Raw genomic sequence first — 16,084 nt, forward strand, 5'->3', positions numbered from 1 at the left:
ATGAAGCGCTCCGGGATCAGGAAATGCGGACGCGGACGGTGCCGACGCCGGCGATCTCGCCTTCCAGCACGTCGCCCTTGCCGACGGCGGCGACGCCCTCCGGCGTCCCGGTGAAGATCAGGTCGCCGGGCTTGAGTTCGACGAGGCCCGACAGATAGGAGATCGTCTCCTCGACGTTCCAGATCTGCTTGGCGAGGTCGGAGGTCTGGCGGACAGTGCCGTTGACCGTCAGTTCGATCTTGCCCGCGGCGGGGTGGCCCGCCTTGCTCGCCGGCACGATCTCGCCGATCGGCCCGGAAAGGTCGAAGCCCTTCGCCATGTCCCAGGGCCGCCCGGTCTTCTTGGCGGTGTTCTGCAGATCGCGGCGGGTCATGTCGAGCCCGGCCGCATAGCCGTAGACATGGGCCAGCGCTTCCGCTTCCGGGATGTCCTTGCCCCCGGTCCCGATCGCGACGACGAGCTCCATCTCATGGTGCAGGTCGGCGGTCTTGGTCGGATAGGGCATGTCGGCGCCGTTGATCAGCAGCGCATCGGCCGGCTTGGTGAAGAAGAACGGCTCTTCGCGGTCCGGGTCGCCGCCCATCTCGCGGGTGTGCTCGGCATAGTTGCGGCCGACGCAGAAGACGCGCCTGACCGGGAAGGAACCGCCCCCCGCCACCGGCACGGCCACGGTGGCCGGCGGGTCGATCACATAGTTGCTCATGGGGCAGCTCCTTCAATCATGCTCGCCGCCGTTCATGCGGCAGCGGCGCGCCGACCGCAAGCGTCCCTGCGGCGGCCCCCGGCCTGCGCGGACGGCATTGCGGCATGCGCCTTCGCATGCGCGGAAAGGTTTGTGCGGCGCGTCGTTGCAACCGGCGGGATTTGCCGCCTACAGTGCCGTTGCTGGGGGAATCGGCGATAGGAAAGACACGGCATGAGCACCGGAACCGTGAAGTGGTTCAACGAAACCAAGGGATACGGCTTCATCACCCCCGATCAAGGCGGGAGTGATATTTTCGTCCATATCAGTGCGGTGACGCGCGCAGGTTTGCGCGGTCTCAACGAGGGCCAGAAGATCAGCTACGATCTTGAGCCTGACCGCAAGACCGGCAAGAACGCTGCGGTGAACCTGAAGGTCTAAGGGCGACGAGACAGCGGGGCAGCGAAGGCGAAGCCTGTCCCGAGCCAGGGTATTCCAGGCATCTCCGCCGCCATCGGCGGCGGAACGGGAGCGAAAGCGCTCCGGATGGAAAATGCGGTCAGCTCCGGCCGGGCGCTGGATGAAACAGGCTGCCTCGCTCGACGACGAGCACGGTGATGAGGGCAGCAAGGCCGCAAAGCGCGAAGCCCGAGGTCAGGGGCACGACCGTCCCGTTGAAATGCTGGCCGATATAGAAGCCGAGCAGGGCGCCGATCACGGTCGTCACGAAACCCTGGATCGACGAGGCCGTCCCCGCGACATGGCCGAGCGGCTCCATCGCCAAGGTGCCGAAATTCGGCCCGATCAGTCCGAAGCAGAACATGCACCCGCCCTGCAGGATCGCGAAGGCCCAGAGCGATTCATGGCCCGAAAGCGCCAGGAGCGCATGGCTGCTCGTCAGCGCGATGTAGCCGAGCAGTGCCCCGTGCGAGACGCGACGCATGCCGAGACGTCCGACGATGCGCGAGTTCACCAGCGAGGCCGCTGCCATGAACATCGCGATCATCGCAAAGATGGTGGTGAACAGCTCCGGCGTGCGGAAGACGTCGACGAAGACCTGCTGCGCCGAATTGATGAAGCCGAACAGCCCGCCGAGCATGAAGGCCATCGCCAGCATGTAGCCGACGGCGATGCGGTTGGTCAGCGTCGTGCGGAAGGCGGCGACGACGCTCGCCGCGTCGATCGGCTTGCGGTCCTCGGGGCGCTGGGTCTCGGGCAGCTTCAGCAGCACCCAGATCATCACCGCGGCGCCGAAAGCGGTCAGGATGCCGAAGATCCAGCGCCATGGCGCGACCCAGAGGATCGCCTGCCCCAGCGAAGGCGCCAGGATCGGCACCGACAGGAAGACGATCATGGCCAGCGACATCACCCGCGCCATGTCGCGGCCGGAATAGCAGTCGCGCACGATCGAGACGACGAGGACGCGCGTCGCCGCAGCCCCCACCCCCTGCAGCACGCGCGCCGCCATCAACGCCTCGAAGGAGCCGGCGAAGGAGCAGGCGATGCTGGCCAGCACATAGACGGCGAGCCCGAAGAGCAGCACCGGCCGGCGTCCGTAGCGGTCCGAGATCGTGCCGTAGACGATCTGCGACACACCGAAGCCGAGCAGATACGCGGTGATGATCCACTGGCGCTGATTGGCCTCGGCGATGCCGAGTGCCTCCGACATCTCCGACAGGGCCGGAAGCATCACGTCGACGGCGAGCGCGTTCGTCGCCATCAGCGCGGCGGTGAGGCCGACGAAGGGGTAGAAACCCATGCCGTGGCGCGGCCGGGAGACGGGAGGCATTTCGTTCATGGCGATCGATAGGGAGCGGCTGCGAAGATCGTCGCAGCGGCGGATCATCTGTATGGCGCAGGATTAGACCTCTCGGCCGGGAGCGGCAACCCGCCCTGCCGGCCATGGGTCATGCGTTCCGCGCGTCTCGGCTTATTTCGCCTTCGATTGCTCTGCGATCAGCGCATCGTCGATCGCGTCGGCGCGAAGAGCGGCCGGCCGGGCCGCGATCCGTGCACCATAGGCCTCGAAGGCGGGACGCTTCTCGATCGTGCCGAACTGCAGCCCCCAGAGGATATGGGCGCCGACATAGACGTCCGCGGCGCTGAAACGCTCGCCGAGCAGATATTCGTCGCGCGAGACGGCCTGCTCGAGCGTGTCCATCACGTCGCCGAAGCTGCCGTAGCCGATCGCCCGCTCCTTGCCGGCCGGGACCTCGAGCCCGAAGGCCTTGTTGCTGACGGCCGCCTCGAGCGGGCCAGCGCCGAAGAACAGCCAGCGGTAATAGGGACCGCGCAGGGGGCTGCCGGGCTCCGGCGCCAAGCCGCATTGCGGAAAGACGTCGGCCAGATAGGCGCAGATCGCGGCGCATTCGGTCACGACCGTGTCGCCATGGAGGAGCGTGGGCACCTTCCCCATCGGGTTCAGCGCCTTGTAGCCATCGCTCTTCATAGGAGGCCCGAAATCCATCACCTCGGCCCGGTAGGGCTGGCCGGTTTCCTCCAGCATCCAGCGCGCGATCCGGCCGCGCGACATCGGGTTGGTGTAAAGCACGATTTCATCGGCCACGCCTGTGTCGGCCATGGGTTTTCCTCCGTGACGGTTCCGCTCCGGCTTCTTAGCCTGCCGGGATGGCGCGCATCTGTCAGGAGCGCCGCGCCTGACGCCGGCGGATCGAGCTGCTATCCTGCACACGAAGCAGGGCGGGAGCATGAACGAATCACGCGCGGAAAGCGGCGTATCCGCTGAAGACGGGCATCCGCCTCGCTATGTGCAGGGCATCGCCCGGCGTTTTCGCCTGACGGCTTCCGGGCTGCGTTTCGTCGGTGGCTTCGAGAGCCGTGACGGGCGCCTGGAGGACGGGCGGCGCATCCTCGCGGAGGCCCATGTCGTCGGCGGCACGCTCGCCCCCGCCGGTATGTCCGGAGAGGCCGGCCCGATCGGGCTGACGCTGCGCCCGCTGACCGCCTCAGCCGATGAGGGGCGGCTGCTGTTGCTGATCGGCTATCGCGAGGCGCCCTTTGCCGAGGCGTTCCTGCCGCTGGCCGTCTTCGAGCAGCTCAAAGGCGATATGCTGGCGGGCCTGGCGCAGGAGCTCGCCATCTCCGCCACGACCAGCCTCTGGGTGCGCAGGGAGGATCGCGAGAGGCCGGAGGCGGAGCCGCTCGACTGGTATCTCAGCCGCGATGGCGAAGGCCATGCCATGGCGCCGGCACGGGGCTTCATCGAGAGTCTCACCTGGTGGCCGCGCCCGCCGGCGGATGCCGCCGCGCCCGCTCAAGAGACGGACGATGAGGAGGACTGGCAGGCCGAAAGCGCCGACCAGCTGCGCCGCATCAACTGGAGCTTCAAGCAGCTCCTGCTGCTGCTCGTCTTCCTGATGCTCATCGTCGCGGTGAAATAGCCGCCGGCCCGAAAGCCGTCCGCTTCAGGGTTCGTGGCGGCGGATGCGGCGGACGATCTCGTTCAGCGCCAGCATCGCCAGCGCCACGATGAAGGGCAGGACGTAGTAGATGACGCGGAAGATCAGCAGCGCGCCCAGCACTTGTTCCTGGGGCAGGCGGTTGAGGGCGACGAGCATCGTGGCCTCGAATACGCCGAGCCCGCCCGGCGCGTGGCTGGCAATGCCGATCAGGCAGGCGAAGATGTAGGCGGCCAGGAATGTCGTATACTCGAGATTGTAGCCCCCCGGCAGCAGCACGAACAGCACCGCGGCCGCTGCGCTGACCTCACAGGCGCCAAGTGCCATCTGGCCCAGCGTCGTGCCCAGGCCCGGCAGGGGCAGGTTCCAGCCCTTGACGCGCAGGCTGCGCTCATCCGTCGCAATCCAGACGAGATAGCCCAGGGTGGCCATCCCGATCACACCACCGACGATCTGGACCACGAGCGGCGAGGTGCGTGCCAGCATCGCGACCGATTCGGCCGAGTAGAACAGGCTGGCGCAGAGGATGGCGCCGAGGCCGAGCCAGAACGTCAGGCCTGCGATCACGGTCAGGCTCGCGACCTCCGAGGCCCGCACGCCCTTCGGCGAATAGATCCAGTAGCGCACCGTCCCGCCGGTCACGATCGGGAAGCCGAGCGTGAACGACACCGAATAGCTGGTGAAGGAGGCGAGCGCCGTGGTGCGATAGGGGATCGAGAGGCCGAGCCGCCGCAGCGCCAGCGCGTCGTAGCCGGTGAGCAGCAGGTAGCTCAGCGCGGTGAAGGCGGTGGCGAGGCCGAGCTGGCGCAGGCTCGCATTGGAGAAGGCACCGGCGAGCTCCGCCGGCTCCATCTGGCTGACGATGTGCCAGAGCACGACGAGCGAGGCGCCGAAGATGGCAAGGCTCGCCAGCGGGCCCAGCCACCACCAGCGGCTGCGCCTGCGCAGGGGCATTCCTGGCTCGAACGACATGCGCTCTCTGGCTCAAGCGCCGCGGCTGTCCGCGGCGAGGTGGCGGGCGAGAGGGCGCGGACACGCCCCGGCCGCAGACATAACGTCTCAGCCGCGATGCACAACCCGCGACCACGAATAGGGCCCATGAGGCAGCCCGATCCTCCCGCCCAGCCGGATGTTCTCAGGCGGTCTTGCGGAAGATCCGAAGCGTCTTGAAGCCCTCGATCTCCTCGACGGGCATGGCCTTCACCCATTCCGGAATCAGCCGGTCCGCGACGTCGTAGGCGTAGGATCCCTTGTAGAACAGGATATAGCCGCCCTTGTCCGTCTGCTCGGTGAAGAGGTCCATCACCTCGCGGTCGGTCAGCGCGCCATAGGCGTCGTTGGCCTCGCCGCGGAACTCGCCGGAGTGGAACAGCGTCACGATGTCGAAGCGCGGCAGAAGCTTGGCGTTGCTGGTGTAGATGTCGCCGAAATAGGCGCTGTAGGTCTTGGTGATAGTGGGGTTGTCGGTCGCGAGCTTGATGAAGGACTCGTATTCCTGCGGCGACGCGGTGATGCCCAGAACCGTGTTGTCGAGATGCGGCTCGGCGCAGCGCAGCCCGACATAGTGGTGCCCGCCGGTGCCGAAATGATAGATGCGCCGGCCGCTCAGCTTCTCGGCCTCCAGCCATTCGACGAAATGTACGTCGCAGGGACATTGCTCGATCTCGAGCCCCCAGAAGGCGTCCCAGATGTTCATTTTCACGGTTGTGTTCCTTCTTGTTGAACGGTTAGGGCGGTTCGCGGCCCGTCAGGATGCTTCCAGGGCCGCTGCGGCGTGGTGCTCCAGGAACCCTTCGCGCTCGACGATCGCGGCAACGCCCCTGATCCGCCGCAGCACGATCCGGTGGCTGGCGATCTCAGCGAGGCCGGGGCTCTGTCCGAAAGCGATGATGACCGCGCGGGGCAGGGCTGCACGCAGCTCGGTCAGGAGATCCAGCGCCGCGTCGGTTTCGAGCGCACTCGTCGCTTCGTCGAGCAGTACGATCTCGGGGCTGCCGAGCTCGGTCCTGGCCAAAGCGAGCCGCTGCCGTTCGCCACGGGTCAGCGTCTTGTTCCAGTCATCCTCGCCATCGAGACGCGAGGTGAGGGTCGACAGACCGTAACGGCGCAGTACCGCGGCGATCTCCGGCGCAGGGCGCGGCCGATCGCTCTGGAGAAGCTGCCGCAGGCTGATCCCCGGCAATTGCAGATGCTGGGGTACGGTGGCGACGCGGGCGCCGCGCGGCATGGCGATCACGCCCTCGCCCTGCTGCCACAGCCCTGCGATGGCCTGCAGCAGCGCGCTCTTCGCGAAGCCGGCATCGCCGGTGATGTGAAGCATCGCTCCCGCCGGCAATGCGAAGCCGATCTCGGCGGCAAGCGGTTGCCCGGTGCCGTCATGCAGCGTCACCGCTTCCAGGCGCAGGCCCTCATGCGGGCCGTCCTCGATGACGAGGCCCTGCGCCGGCGGCTCGCATTCGACGGCCTCCAGCGCATCGGCAAGCTCGTTGACGCGCCGTGCGGCCGCGAGCCATTCGGCGATGCGCATGAAATTGTCGAACAGCCAGTTGCAGGCGTTCTGCACGGCGACGAAGGCGGCTGCGACCTGGACGACGCCGCCCAGCGTCATCTCGCCGGCGAGATATTTCGGTGCCGCCAACAGCAGCGGCACGACCGGAACCAGAGCGCTGCTGCCATTGGTGATCCAGGTCAGGCGCGCGCGGTGCTTGATGACGCTGAGCCAGCGCAACACGAGCACGCCATGGCTCAAGGCCACGGCGTGGCGCTCCCCGGCTTCCGTGCGGGCGAGTGCGATCGCCTCGCCATGGTCGCGGATGCGCATCAGCGCGAAGCGCAGGCCCGCCTCGCTGTCCGTTCGCAGCGCAATCAGGCCGGCGAGGTGGCGTCCGACGCCCGTCACCAGCAGCGTGACGATGACGGCATAGAGGATCGCGGCGAGCACGAGATAGGCGGGTATGGTGATCTCGCTGTCGCCCCAGGACACGCTCAGGCTGCCGCCGATCTCCCAGAGGATCTCGATGAACATCACGATGGTGATGACGGAGGAGAGCAGCCCCATCGCGAAATCGACGATCGGCTCCGTCGCCCAGCGGACATCGTCCGCGATCCGGTATTCCGGATTGGCAGGCTCCTTGCCGGACAATCCCAGCCTGAAGAAGCGCCGCTCGCCGACCCAGCCATCGACGAGTTTGGCGGTGAGCCAGCGCCGCCAATGCACCTGGAAGGTCTCGCGCGACTTCAGGATCAGGACGCCGAGCCCCGCGACCACCAGCACGATGAGGGGAAACACGGCCATGGCCACGAGGGCGCTATGGCCGTCCTTGCGCTCCAGAGCGTCGAAGAACCAGCCGTTCCAGCGGTTGACCGTGACGTTGGCGAAGACGGTGAGGATGACGCCCGCTGCCAGCAGCAGCGTCCAGAGCCAGGCGCAACGGGCCGTCTCGCCATGCCAGAATCCGCCGGTCAGGCGGGCAAAACGCAGCGCGACCTGCCGGTCGCCCGGCACGGCCGATCCTGCGCCTGGCTTGTCGTCGGGCGTCAGCACGGTCGAGATCGTTCCCCCAGGGCCGGTTTTCCGGTCTCCCTCTACTGGGAACCTCGCCGGGACTGGATGAACTCAAAATGAACGGAGTACGCGCGAGCCGTCCGTGCCGGCTCTCGCCTGAGGAAGCGTGCTCAGACGGTCACTTGCGTGCCGACCTCGACGACGCGGCCGGTGGGGATCTGGAAGAAGTTCGTGGCGTCGGTCGCGCTCTTCGTCAGGCTGATGAAGAGGTTGTCCTGCCAGACCGGCATGCCCGATTGCGGGGAGGCCTTGATCGAGCGGCGCGACAGGAAGAACGAGGTCGACATGATGTCGAACTTGAAGCCCTGCTTGCGCAGCATCGCGAGCCCCTTGGGCACGTTCGGGCTCTCCATGTAGCCGTAGACCATGTCGACCCGCCAGAAATCGTCGGTGATGCGGGAGAGGCGCACGCGCTCCTCCTCCGCGACGCGCGGCGTGTCGGCGGAGCGCACGGTCAGGATGACGTTGCGCTCGTGCAGCACCTTGTTGTGCTTGAGGTTGTGCAGCAGCGAGGCCGGCGCCGTTTCCGGGTCGCTGGTCAGGAAGACGGCCATGCCCTTCACCCGCGCCGGCGGGCTCTTGGAGAGCATGCTGACGAGCTCCAGCAGCGGCACGTCGGTCTTGCGGGTCTTGTCGAACAGGATCTTGGTGCCGCGCATCCAGGTCCACATCACCAGCGTCAGCGCCATGGCGAGCAGCACCGGCACATAGCCGCCATGGAAGAGCTTCAGCATGTTGGCCGAGAAGAACGAAAGGTCGACCAGCAGGAAGGGCAGGATCAGCGCCGTCGTGGCGGGCAGGCTCCAGCCCCAGTGGCGGCGGATGACGATGGAGGCAAGCAGCGACGACACCACCATCGTCCCGAAGACCGAGATGCCATAGGCATGCGACAGGCTGGACGATGTGCGGAAGGACCAGACCAGGATCAGCACGACGACCAGCAGCAGCAGGTTGACGCGCGGCACGTAGATCTGGCCGGAGGTCTGCTCAGAGGTGTGGCGGATCTCCATGCGCGGCAGCAGGCCGAGCTGGATGGCCTGCCGCGTCAGCGAGAAGGCGCCGGTGATCACGGACTGGCTGGCGATGATGGTGGCGACCGTCGCCATGATGACGAAGGGCAGCAGGAAGCCCTCAGGCGCGAGCCGGTAGAACGGATTGTCGATGGCGCTGGGGTCGGAGAGGATCAGCGCACCCTGACCGAGATAGTTGAGCCACAGCGCCGGAAAGACGACGTAGAGCCAGGCTCCGCGGATCGGCCCGCGGCCGAAATGGCCCATATCGGCATAGAGCGCTTCCGCCCCGGTGACGGCGAGGCAGACCGAGCCGAGCACGGCGAGCGCCACCACGGAATGGTCCCTGAAGAACAGCAGGGCGTACCAGGGGTTGATCGAGCGGAAGACGCTGAGGTCGTCGGCGATATGGTAGATGCCGAGCCCCGCCAGCGTCAGGAACCAGACCAGCATGATCGGGCCGAAGAAGGTCGCGACGCGATGCGTGCCGTGGCTCTGCATCACGAACAGCCCGATCAGGATCACCGAGGCGATCCACAGGATGTAGTCGTCCAGCGCCGGCGTGATGAGCTTCACGCCCTCGATCGCCGAGAGCACCGAGATCGCCGGGGTGATGACGGTGTCGCCATAGAACAGCCCGGCGCCGATCATGCCGAGCAACAGGGCCATATGGCTGCGCGCCCGGCCGAGGCTGCGCTGGGCGAGGGCCACCAGCGTCAGGATGCCGCCTTCGCCGTTGTTGTCGGCCCTCATCAGCAGCACGACGTATTTCAGCGTCACGACGATGACGAGCGACCACAGGATCAGCGAGAGCACGCCGATGATGATTCCGTCGGGGATGACAGCCTTCTCGTCGCCGCCGCTGGCGGCAAGCAACGTCTCGCGCAACGCATAGAGCGGGCTCGTTCCGATATCGCCGTAGACGACACCCAGCGCACCGAGCGCGAGCGCGGCGAAGCCGGATTTGCCGTGGCCGTGGCTGCCGGCATGGCCGTTGCCGTCGTCGAGGCCGAAACGGCTATCCTCCGGCCGGACGTTGGCCGGCGTCGGGTTCTCATGCCCCATAGGGGAACTCCGCGCATGCTGCGGTGCAACGAAAGGCCGGGGCCTCTAACATAATGTCTGCGATGCGCAAAGCCGGAGTCAGTCGGAGCTGCCGGCGGCGACGTTGAAGCGCTTCTCGATATAGCTCGCGACCATGGCCTTGAACTCCTCGGCGATGCCGGCGCCCCGCAGCGTGGTGACCTTCTTGCCGTCCACGAAGACAGGCGCGGTCGGAGCCTCGCCCGTGCCGGGCAGCGAGATGCCGATATCGGCATGCTTGGACTCGCCCGGCCCGTTGACGATGCAGCCCATCACCGCGACGTTGAGGTTCTCGACGCCGGGATAGACGGTCTTCCATTCCGGCATGGAGGACGAGATCCAATCCTGGATATCCCGCGCCAGCTCCTGGAATACGGTCGAGGTGGTGCGCCCGCAGCCAGGGCAGGCCGCGACGAGCGGCACGAAGGCGCGGAAGCCCATGGTCTGGAGCAGTTCCTGCGCCGTCTTGACCTCGAGCGTGCGGTCGCCGCCGGGCTCGGGCGTCAGCGAGAAGCGGATCGTGTCGCCGATGCCTTCCTGCAGGAGGATGCCGAGCGCGGCCGAGGAGGCGACGATGCCCTTCGTGCCCATGCCGGCCTCGGTCAGCCCGAGATGGATGGCGTAGTTCGCCCGGCTCGCCAGCATGCGGTAGACCGTGATCAGGTCCTGCACGCCCGAGACCTTGGCCGAAAGGATGATGTATTCGCGGCCGAGGCCGAGCTCTTCCGCGCGCTCGGCAGAGAGCAGGGCCGACTGCACCATCGCCTCGCGCATGATGGCTCGCGCATCGAGCGGGCGGACGGCACGCGCGTTCTCGTCCATCAGCGCCGTCAGCAGCTCCTGGTCGAGCGAGCCCCAGTTCGCCCCGATGCGCACCGGCTTGCCATGCCGGATCGCCATCTCGACGATCTGGGAGAACTGCTTGTCCTTCTTGTCCTTGAATCCGACATTGCCCGGGTTGATCCGGTATTTCGCCAGTGCCTCGGCACAGGCCGGATGGTCGGCGAGCAGCTTGTGGCCGATATAGTGGAAGTCCCCGACCAGCGGCACGTCGATGCCGACGCGGTCGAGCCGCTCGCGGATCTTCGGCACGGCGGCTGCGGCCTCGTCGCGGTCGACCGTGATGCGGACAAGCTCGGAGCCCTGGCGTGCAAGCGCGGCGACCTGCGCGACGGTGGCCGCGATATCGGCAGTGTCGGTGTTGGTCATCGACTGCACGACGATGGGCGCGCCGCCGCCGACCGTCACATGGCCGACCTTGACCGGCACGGTGAGCTGGCGGCCGAGGGGCCCCGCGCGTTCCGGCGTCAGGTATGAGAAGGCGCGCTCATTCATGCGGGCTGCTCTAGAGGCTCTCAGGGACCATGGGAAGGCTCATCATGAAGCGGCGTTCCGGCAATGCTCGCAGAGGCCGACGATCTCGACCATCTGGTGCGAAGGGGAGAATTGCCGGATTTCGGTGATGGCCGCCACAGCCTTCTTCATGGCGGGCGAGGAATCCTCGTCCACCCCGCCGCAGGCCTCGCAGATCAGGAAGGCGACGATATCGTCCGCGCCATGGCCGTGCAGGCAGGCGACATAGGCGTTCTTCGATGACAGCCGGTGGACGAAGCCCTGCTCGACCAGGAAATCCAGCGCCCGGTAGATCGAGATCGGCGCGAGCCTGCGCCCGCCCGCCGGCGAGATCCGGTCGGCGAGATCATAGGCTCCGACCGGGCGGTGGTCGGCATGGAGCGCTTCCAGCGTCTGGCGCCGGATCGGAGTCAGGCGCAGGCCGCGCTCGCGGCACAGGCGCTCGGCCCGCTCCAGCGCTTCTGCGGCGTGGGCGCGGTGGTCCTGCGCGTGGCGGCAGGTCTCGCCGTCATGCGTGTGGTGCGCATGGTCGCCATGCGCATGGGCGTGGGGCTGCAATTTCGTCATGTTGCGTAGCAAAGACTCATCGGGCAACCTGCTGTCCTGTCGTTGCGGCAATTGCCCCGTTCGCCCCCGAACCTAAGCATTTTCTCCCCGATTGTCAGGAGCCTCGACGATCATGTTTCTGAAAGACCGCGCCGCCGCCATCACCGGCTCGACCTCCGGCATCGGACTCGCCTATGCCCGGGCGCTCGCCAAGGAGGGTGCCAATCTCGTCATCAACGGCATCATGCCCCCGGCCGACGCCGAGAAGCTGCGCACCGATCTCGCCAAGGAATTCGGTGTCGAGGTGGTGTTCTCGCCCGCCGACATGACCAAGCCCGCCGAAATCGCAGGCTTCATCGCCGAGGGTGAGAAGGCCTTCGGCGCCATCGACATCCTCGTCAACAACGCCGGGATCCAGCATGTCGCGCCGATCGACGAGTTCCCGCTGGAGAAGTGGGACCAGATCATCGCGATCAACCTGTCCTCGGCCTTTCACACCATCCGCGCCGCCCTGCCGAAGATGAAGCAGAAGGGCTGGGGCCGCATCATCAACACGGCCTCGGCGCACGCCTTCGTCGCCTCGCCCTTCAAGTCGGCCTATGTCTCGGCCAAGCACGGCATCGCCGGGCTGACCAAGACGGTCGCGCTCGAAGTCGCGACCAAGGGCATCACGGTCAACGCCATCGCGCCGGGCTATGTCTGGACGCCGCTGGTCGAGAAGCAGATCCCCGACACGATGAAGGCGCGCGGCCTCACCAAGGAGCAGGTCATCCAGGACGTGCTGCTGGAGGCCCAGCCGACCAAGGAGTTCGTCACGGTCGAGCAGGTCGCGGCGCTCGCCGTCTTCCTTTGCACCGACGCGGCCAAGTCGATCACGGGCGCCACGCTCCCGATCGACGGCGGCTGGACGGCCGCGTGAGCGGACGCCAGCCGGGCAGCGCCGCGCCGGTCCTCGGGCTCGCGGGGCCGAAGGCGCAGAAGACGGTCTCGCTGGCGCTGCAGGGCGGCGGCGCCCATGGCGCCTTCACCTGGGGCGTGCTCGACGCCGTCCTGGAAGATGGGCGGCTCGCCATCGAGGCGCTGACCGGCACGAGCGCGGGCGCGATGAACGCGGTCGTGTTGGTCGAGGGCTGGCTCGAAGGCGGGGCCGACGGTGCGCGCGCCCAGCTCGAGGCCTTCTGGCGGGCGGTCAGCGTCGACGGCAAGTACGGCGGCTCGGAGCGCTCGCTGCTCGACACGATGCTCGGCGCCTGGGGCCATAACGGCACGCCGCCGGGCATGATCTTCTTCGAGATGTTCTCGAAGGTGGCCAGCCCCTATGACGTCAATCCGCTCAACATCAACCCGCTGCGCGGCGTCATCGCGGACCTGATCGATTTCGAGAAGGTCCGCGCCTGCCATGCGGTCAAGCTCTTCATCGCCGCCACCAATGTCCGCACCGGCAAGATCGCGCTGTTCGAGCGCGACGAGCTGACGGCGGACCATCTCATGGCCTCGGCCTGCCTGCCGATGGTCTTCCAGGCGGTGGAGATCAAGGGCGAGGCCTATTGGGACGGCGGCTTCATGGGCAACCCGGCCCTGTTCCCGCTGTTCTACCAGGCCCATTGCGACGACATCCTGCTGGTGCAGATCAACCCGCTCCAGCGCCGCGAACTGCCGACCAGGGCCCGCGAGATCCAGGACCGGCTGAACGAGATCACCTTCAACGCCTCGCTGCTGCGCGAGCTGCGCGCCATCGACTTCGTCAACCGTCTCGTCGATTCCGGCAAGCTGCCGCGTGCCGAATACAAGCGCGTGCTGATGCACCGCATCGACGGCGGCCCGCCGCTGGCGGAGCTGACCTCGTCGTCGCGGATGAACGCCGACTGGTCCTTCCTGCTCAGGCTGCGCGACATGGGCCGCGCGGCCGGCAAGCGCTGGCTGAAGCGCAACTACGACGCCGTCGGCAAGACCGAGACGATCGATCTCAGGGAAGCGTTCTCCTGAGCGGCGCCGCGGCGCCGTCATGCTCGGGCTTGACCCGAGCATCTCCTGACGAAGGAGGCTCGTGCGCCCCTCTTTCACGAGATTCCCGGGTCGCCGCCAGGCGGCACCCGAGAATGACGCCCGAGCGGTGTGGCAGGCTCACCCCCCGATATTGAACGACGCCAGCGCCGCCATGTTGACGATGTCGGAGTCCTTCGCGCCGAGCGGCACGATCTGCACCGGCTTGTCGAGGCCGACGATCAGCGGGCCGATAACGGTCGCGCCGCCGAGCTCCTGCAGCAGCTTGGTCGAGATCGAGGCCGAATGGAACGCCGGCATGACCAGCACGTTCGCCGGCCCGGTCAGCCGGCAGAACGGATATTGGCTCATGATGTCGCGATTGAGCGCCACATCCGCCGCCATCTCGCCGTCATACTCGAAATCGACGCGCTGGGCGTCAAGCAGCTTCACCGCCTCGCGCACCTTCTCCGAGCGCTCGCCGGGCGGATGGCCGAAGCTGGAGAAGGCCAGCATCGCGACCTTGGGCTCGTAGCCGAGGCGTCGCCCGACGCCGGCCGCCTCGATGGCGATCTCGGCGAGTTGCTGCGCGGTCGGCATCTCGGTGATCGCAGTGTCGGCGACCAGCACCGTGCGGTCCCGCGAGATCACGACCGAGACGCCGATCAGCCGGTGCCCCGGCTTCTCGTCGATGACGCGCCGGACTTCCTCCAGTGCGATCGAGTAGTTGCGGGTCACGCCGGTCACCATCGCGTCGGCATCGCCGAGCGCCACCATCGCCGCGGCGAAGTGGTTGCGATCCTGGTTGATCAGCCGCTGGCAGTCGCGGAAGAGGTAGCCCTGCCGCTGCAGCCGTTCGTAGAGATACTGCGCATAGGCGGCGTTACGATGCGAGAGCCGCGCGTTCTGGATTTCGATGCCCTTCGCCTCGAGGTCGACGCCGAGGAAGGCGGCTGCCTCCTGGATGCGCTCGTCGCGGCCGACCAGGATCGCCTGGCCGAGCCCCTGGCTCACGAAGGAGGCGGCTGCGCGGATGACCTGCTCCTCCTCGCCCTCGGCGAAGACGACGCGCTTGGGATAGCGCCGCACGCGCTCGAAGATGCGGTTGAGCGTGCCGGCGATCGGGTCCCGCCGCGCCGAGAGCTGCGCCTTGTAGGCCTTGGTGTCGACGATCGGCTTGCCGGCGACGCCGGTGTCCATTGCCGCCTGCGCCACCGCCATCGGCACGACATGGATCAGCCGCGGATCGAAGGGCACGGGGATGATGTAATCCTTGCCGTAGCGCGGCCGGGCGCCCTGATAGGCGGCGGCCACCTCGTCCGGCACGTCCTCGCGGGCGAGCGCCGCCAGCGATTCGGCTGCGGCGATCTTCATCTCCATGTTGATGGTGTTGGCGCGCACGTCGAGCGCGCCGCGGAAGATGTAGGGGAAGCCCAGGACGTTGTTGACCTGGTTGGGATAGTCCGAGCGGCCCGTCGCCATGATGGCGTCGTCGCGGATGGCCGCGACCTCCTCCGGTGTGATCTCCGGGTCGGGATTGGCCATGGCGAAGATGATCGGGTTCGGCGCCATCGAGGCGACCATCTCCCGCGTCACGGCGCCCTTCTGCGACAGGCCGAAGAAGGCGTCCGCGCCCTCCATCGCCTGCGCCAGCGTGCGCCGGTCGGTGATCGCGGCATGGGCCGATTTCCACTGGTTCATGCCCTCGGTGCGGCCTTGGTAGATCACGCCCTTGGTGTCGCAGAGGATGACGTTGTCGGGCTTGAAGCCCATCGCCTTGAGGAGTTCCGTGCAGGCGATGGCCGCCGCGCCGGCGCCGTTGATGACGAGCTTCGTCGACTTGATGTCGCGCCCCGTCAGGTCGAGCGCATTGATCAGGCCGGCGGCCGCGATGATCGCCGTGCCGTGCTGGTCGTCATGGAAGACGGGGATGTCCATCAGCTCGCGCAGGCGCTGCTCGATGATGAAGCACTCCGGCGCCTTGATATCCTCGAGGTTGATGCCGCCGAAGGAGGGGCCGAGATAGCGCACGGCCTCGATGAACTTGTCCGGGTCCTCCGTATCGATCTCGAGGTCGATCGAGTCGACGTCGGCGAAGCGCTTGAACAGGACGGCCTTGCCCTCCATCACCGGCTTCGAGGCGAGCGCGCCGAGATTGCCGAGGCCGAGGATCGCGGTGCCGTTGGTGATGACGGCGACGAGGTTCGAGCGCGTGGTGTAGTCGTAGGCGCGGGACGGGTCCTCGGCGATCGCCAGGACCGGGACCGCCACGCCGGGCGAATAGGCGAGCGAGAGGTCCCGCTGCGTCGCCATCGGCTTGGTCGGCACCACCTCCAGCTTGCCGGGCCGGCCCTGTGAATGGAAGAGAAGTGCCTCCTGATCCGTGAAGGTCGGACGGGCGCGTTTGTTCGTCGGCTGGTTGGTCATCAGGGCGGTCTTTTCT

Annotated in this window: 14 protein-coding genes; 4 read left to right on the top strand and 10 right to left on the bottom strand. The window is 67.1% G+C overall.

Annotation, left to right across the window (positions count from 1 at the left end; translation table 11 throughout):
• Positions 1 to 16 precede the first annotated feature (16 nt).
• Complete coding sequence (locus BoBH3_RS17955) at positions 17 to 703, bottom strand: fumarylacetoacetate hydrolase family protein (RefSeq protein ID WP_262332204.1); 687 nt, start codon at positions 701 to 703, stop codon at positions 17 to 19.
• Positions 704 to 916: 213 nt separating this feature from the next.
• Between BoBH3_RS17955 and BoBH3_RS17960 the strand changes: the two genes are divergently transcribed.
• A complete protein-coding gene (locus tag BoBH3_RS17960) occupies positions 917 to 1,123 on the top strand; it encodes a cold-shock protein (RefSeq protein WP_262332205.1) in 207 nt (68 codons plus the stop codon).
• A gap of 118 nt (positions 1,124 to 1,241) precedes the next feature.
• Here BoBH3_RS17960 and BoBH3_RS17965 read toward each other — a convergent pair whose 3' ends face one another.
• Positions 1,242 to 2,528 (bottom strand): multidrug effflux MFS transporter, encoded by a 1,287-nt coding sequence (locus BoBH3_RS17965; protein WP_262332206.1) that lies wholly within the window; start codon positions 2,526 to 2,528, stop codon positions 1,242 to 1,244.
• Positions 2,529 to 2,612: 84 nt separating this feature from the next.
• On the bottom strand, positions 2,613 to 3,248 hold the full coding sequence (locus BoBH3_RS17970) for a glutathione S-transferase family protein (protein ID WP_262332554.1): 636 nt from the start codon (positions 3,246 to 3,248) through the stop codon (positions 2,613 to 2,615).
• Between the two features lie 142 nt (positions 3,249 to 3,390).
• Between BoBH3_RS17970 and BoBH3_RS17975 the strand changes: the two genes are divergently transcribed.
• On the top strand, positions 3,391 to 4,083 hold the full coding sequence (locus BoBH3_RS17975) for a hypothetical protein (protein ID WP_262332207.1): 693 nt from the start codon (positions 3,391 to 3,393) through the stop codon (positions 4,081 to 4,083).
• 24 nt (positions 4,084 to 4,107) lie between these two features.
• On the opposite strand, the gene BoBH3_RS17980 is transcribed toward BoBH3_RS17975, so the two are convergent.
• The 6 genes from BoBH3_RS17980 to BoBH3_RS18005 all read right to left on the bottom strand — a co-directional run bounded on the left by BoBH3_RS17980 (position 4,108) and on the right by BoBH3_RS18005 (position 11,679).
• Positions 4,108 to 5,055 carry a lysylphosphatidylglycerol synthase domain-containing protein gene (locus BoBH3_RS17980; RefSeq protein ID WP_262332208.1) on the bottom strand — a complete coding sequence of 316 codons (948 nt, stop codon included), beginning with the start codon at positions 5,053 to 5,055 and terminating at the stop codon, positions 4,108 to 4,110.
• 181 nt (positions 5,056 to 5,236) lie between these two features.
• Positions 5,237 to 5,803, bottom strand: coding sequence for a hypothetical protein (locus BoBH3_RS17985; RefSeq protein ID WP_262332209.1), 567 nt, complete (start codon positions 5,801 to 5,803; stop codon positions 5,237 to 5,239).
• Between the two features lie 45 nt (positions 5,804 to 5,848).
• Positions 5,849 to 7,645 (bottom strand): ABC transporter ATP-binding protein/permease, encoded by a 1,797-nt coding sequence (locus BoBH3_RS17990; protein ID WP_262332210.1) that lies wholly within the window; start codon positions 7,643 to 7,645, stop codon positions 5,849 to 5,851.
• Positions 7,646 to 7,776: 131 nt separating this feature from the next.
• Positions 7,777 to 9,741, bottom strand: a complete 1,965-nt coding sequence (locus BoBH3_RS17995) for a potassium transporter Kup (protein WP_262332211.1) — start codon at positions 9,739 to 9,741, stop codon at positions 7,777 to 7,779.
• A gap of 78 nt (positions 9,742 to 9,819) precedes the next feature.
• Positions 9,820 to 11,094 (bottom strand): flavodoxin-dependent (E)-4-hydroxy-3-methylbut-2-enyl-diphosphate synthase, encoded by a 1,275-nt coding sequence (gene ispG / locus BoBH3_RS18000; protein ID WP_262332212.1) that lies wholly within the window; start codon positions 11,092 to 11,094, stop codon positions 9,820 to 9,822.
• A 42-nt stretch (positions 11,095 to 11,136) separates the two neighbouring features.
• Positions 11,137 to 11,679, bottom strand: a complete 543-nt coding sequence (locus BoBH3_RS18005; protein WP_262332213.1) for a Fur family transcriptional regulator — start codon at positions 11,677 to 11,679, stop codon at positions 11,137 to 11,139.
• A 112-nt stretch (positions 11,680 to 11,791) separates the two neighbouring features.
• On the opposite strand from BoBH3_RS18005, the gene BoBH3_RS18010 reads away from it, so the two are divergent.
• Positions 11,792 to 12,577 (top strand): 3-hydroxybutyrate dehydrogenase, encoded by a 786-nt coding sequence (locus BoBH3_RS18010; protein ID WP_262332214.1) that lies wholly within the window; start codon positions 11,792 to 11,794, stop codon positions 12,575 to 12,577.
• Positions 12,574 to 13,644 carry a patatin-like phospholipase family protein gene (locus tag BoBH3_RS18015; RefSeq protein WP_262332215.1) on the top strand — a complete coding sequence of 357 codons (1,071 nt, stop codon included), beginning with the start codon at positions 12,574 to 12,576 and terminating at the stop codon, positions 13,642 to 13,644. Before BoBH3_RS18010 ends, BoBH3_RS18015 begins: the two co-directional genes overlap by 4 nt.
• Positions 13,645 to 13,782: 138 nt before the next feature.
• On the opposite strand, the gene BoBH3_RS18020 is transcribed toward BoBH3_RS18015, so the two are convergent.
• Positions 13,783 to 16,068: an NADP-dependent malic enzyme gene (locus BoBH3_RS18020; protein WP_262332216.1), complete on the bottom strand. Its 2,286-nt coding sequence runs from the start codon at positions 16,066 to 16,068 to the stop codon at positions 13,783 to 13,785.
• Positions 16,069 to 16,084 lie beyond the last annotated feature (16 nt).

The sequence above is a fragment of the Allobosea sp. BH3 genome (assembly GCF_025499465.1).
In the GTDB taxonomy this organism is placed as follows: Bacteria; Pseudomonadota; Alphaproteobacteria; order Rhizobiales; family Beijerinckiaceae; genus Allobosea.

Bases quoted from the DNA above. Each gene is read 5' to 3' on its own strand.
- BoBH3_RS17955 (WP_262332204.1), bottom strand. From the start codon at position 703: ATGAGCAACTATGTGATCGACCCGCCGGCCACCGTGGCCGTGCCGGTG.
- BoBH3_RS17960 (WP_262332205.1), top strand. From the start codon at position 917: ATGAGCACCGGAACCGTGAAGTGGTTCAACGAAACCAAGGGATACGGC.
- BoBH3_RS17965 (WP_262332206.1), bottom strand. From the start codon at position 2,528: ATGATCCGCCGCTGCGACGATCTTCGCAGCCGCTCCCTATCGATCGCC.
- BoBH3_RS17975 (WP_262332207.1), top strand. From the start codon at position 3,391: ATGAACGAATCACGCGCGGAAAGCGGCGTATCCGCTGAAGACGGGCAT.
- BoBH3_RS17980 (WP_262332208.1), bottom strand. From the start codon at position 5,055: ATGCCCCTGCGCAGGCGCAGCCGCTGGTGGTGGCTGGGCCCGCTGGCG.
- BoBH3_RS17995 (WP_262332211.1), bottom strand. From the start codon at position 9,741: ATGGGGCATGAGAACCCGACGCCGGCCAACGTCCGGCCGGAGGATAGC.
- ispG (WP_262332212.1), bottom strand. From the start codon at position 11,094: ATGAATGAGCGCGCCTTCTCATACCTGACGCCGGAACGCGCGGGGCCC.
- BoBH3_RS18005 (WP_262332213.1), bottom strand. From the start codon at position 11,679: ATGACGAAATTGCAGCCCCACGCCCATGCGCATGGCGACCATGCGCAC.
- BoBH3_RS18010 (WP_262332214.1), top strand. From the start codon at position 11,792: ATGTTTCTGAAAGACCGCGCCGCCGCCATCACCGGCTCGACCTCCGGC.
- BoBH3_RS18020 (WP_262332216.1), bottom strand. From the start codon at position 16,068: ATGACCAACCAGCCGACGAACAAACGCGCCCGTCCGACCTTCACGGAT.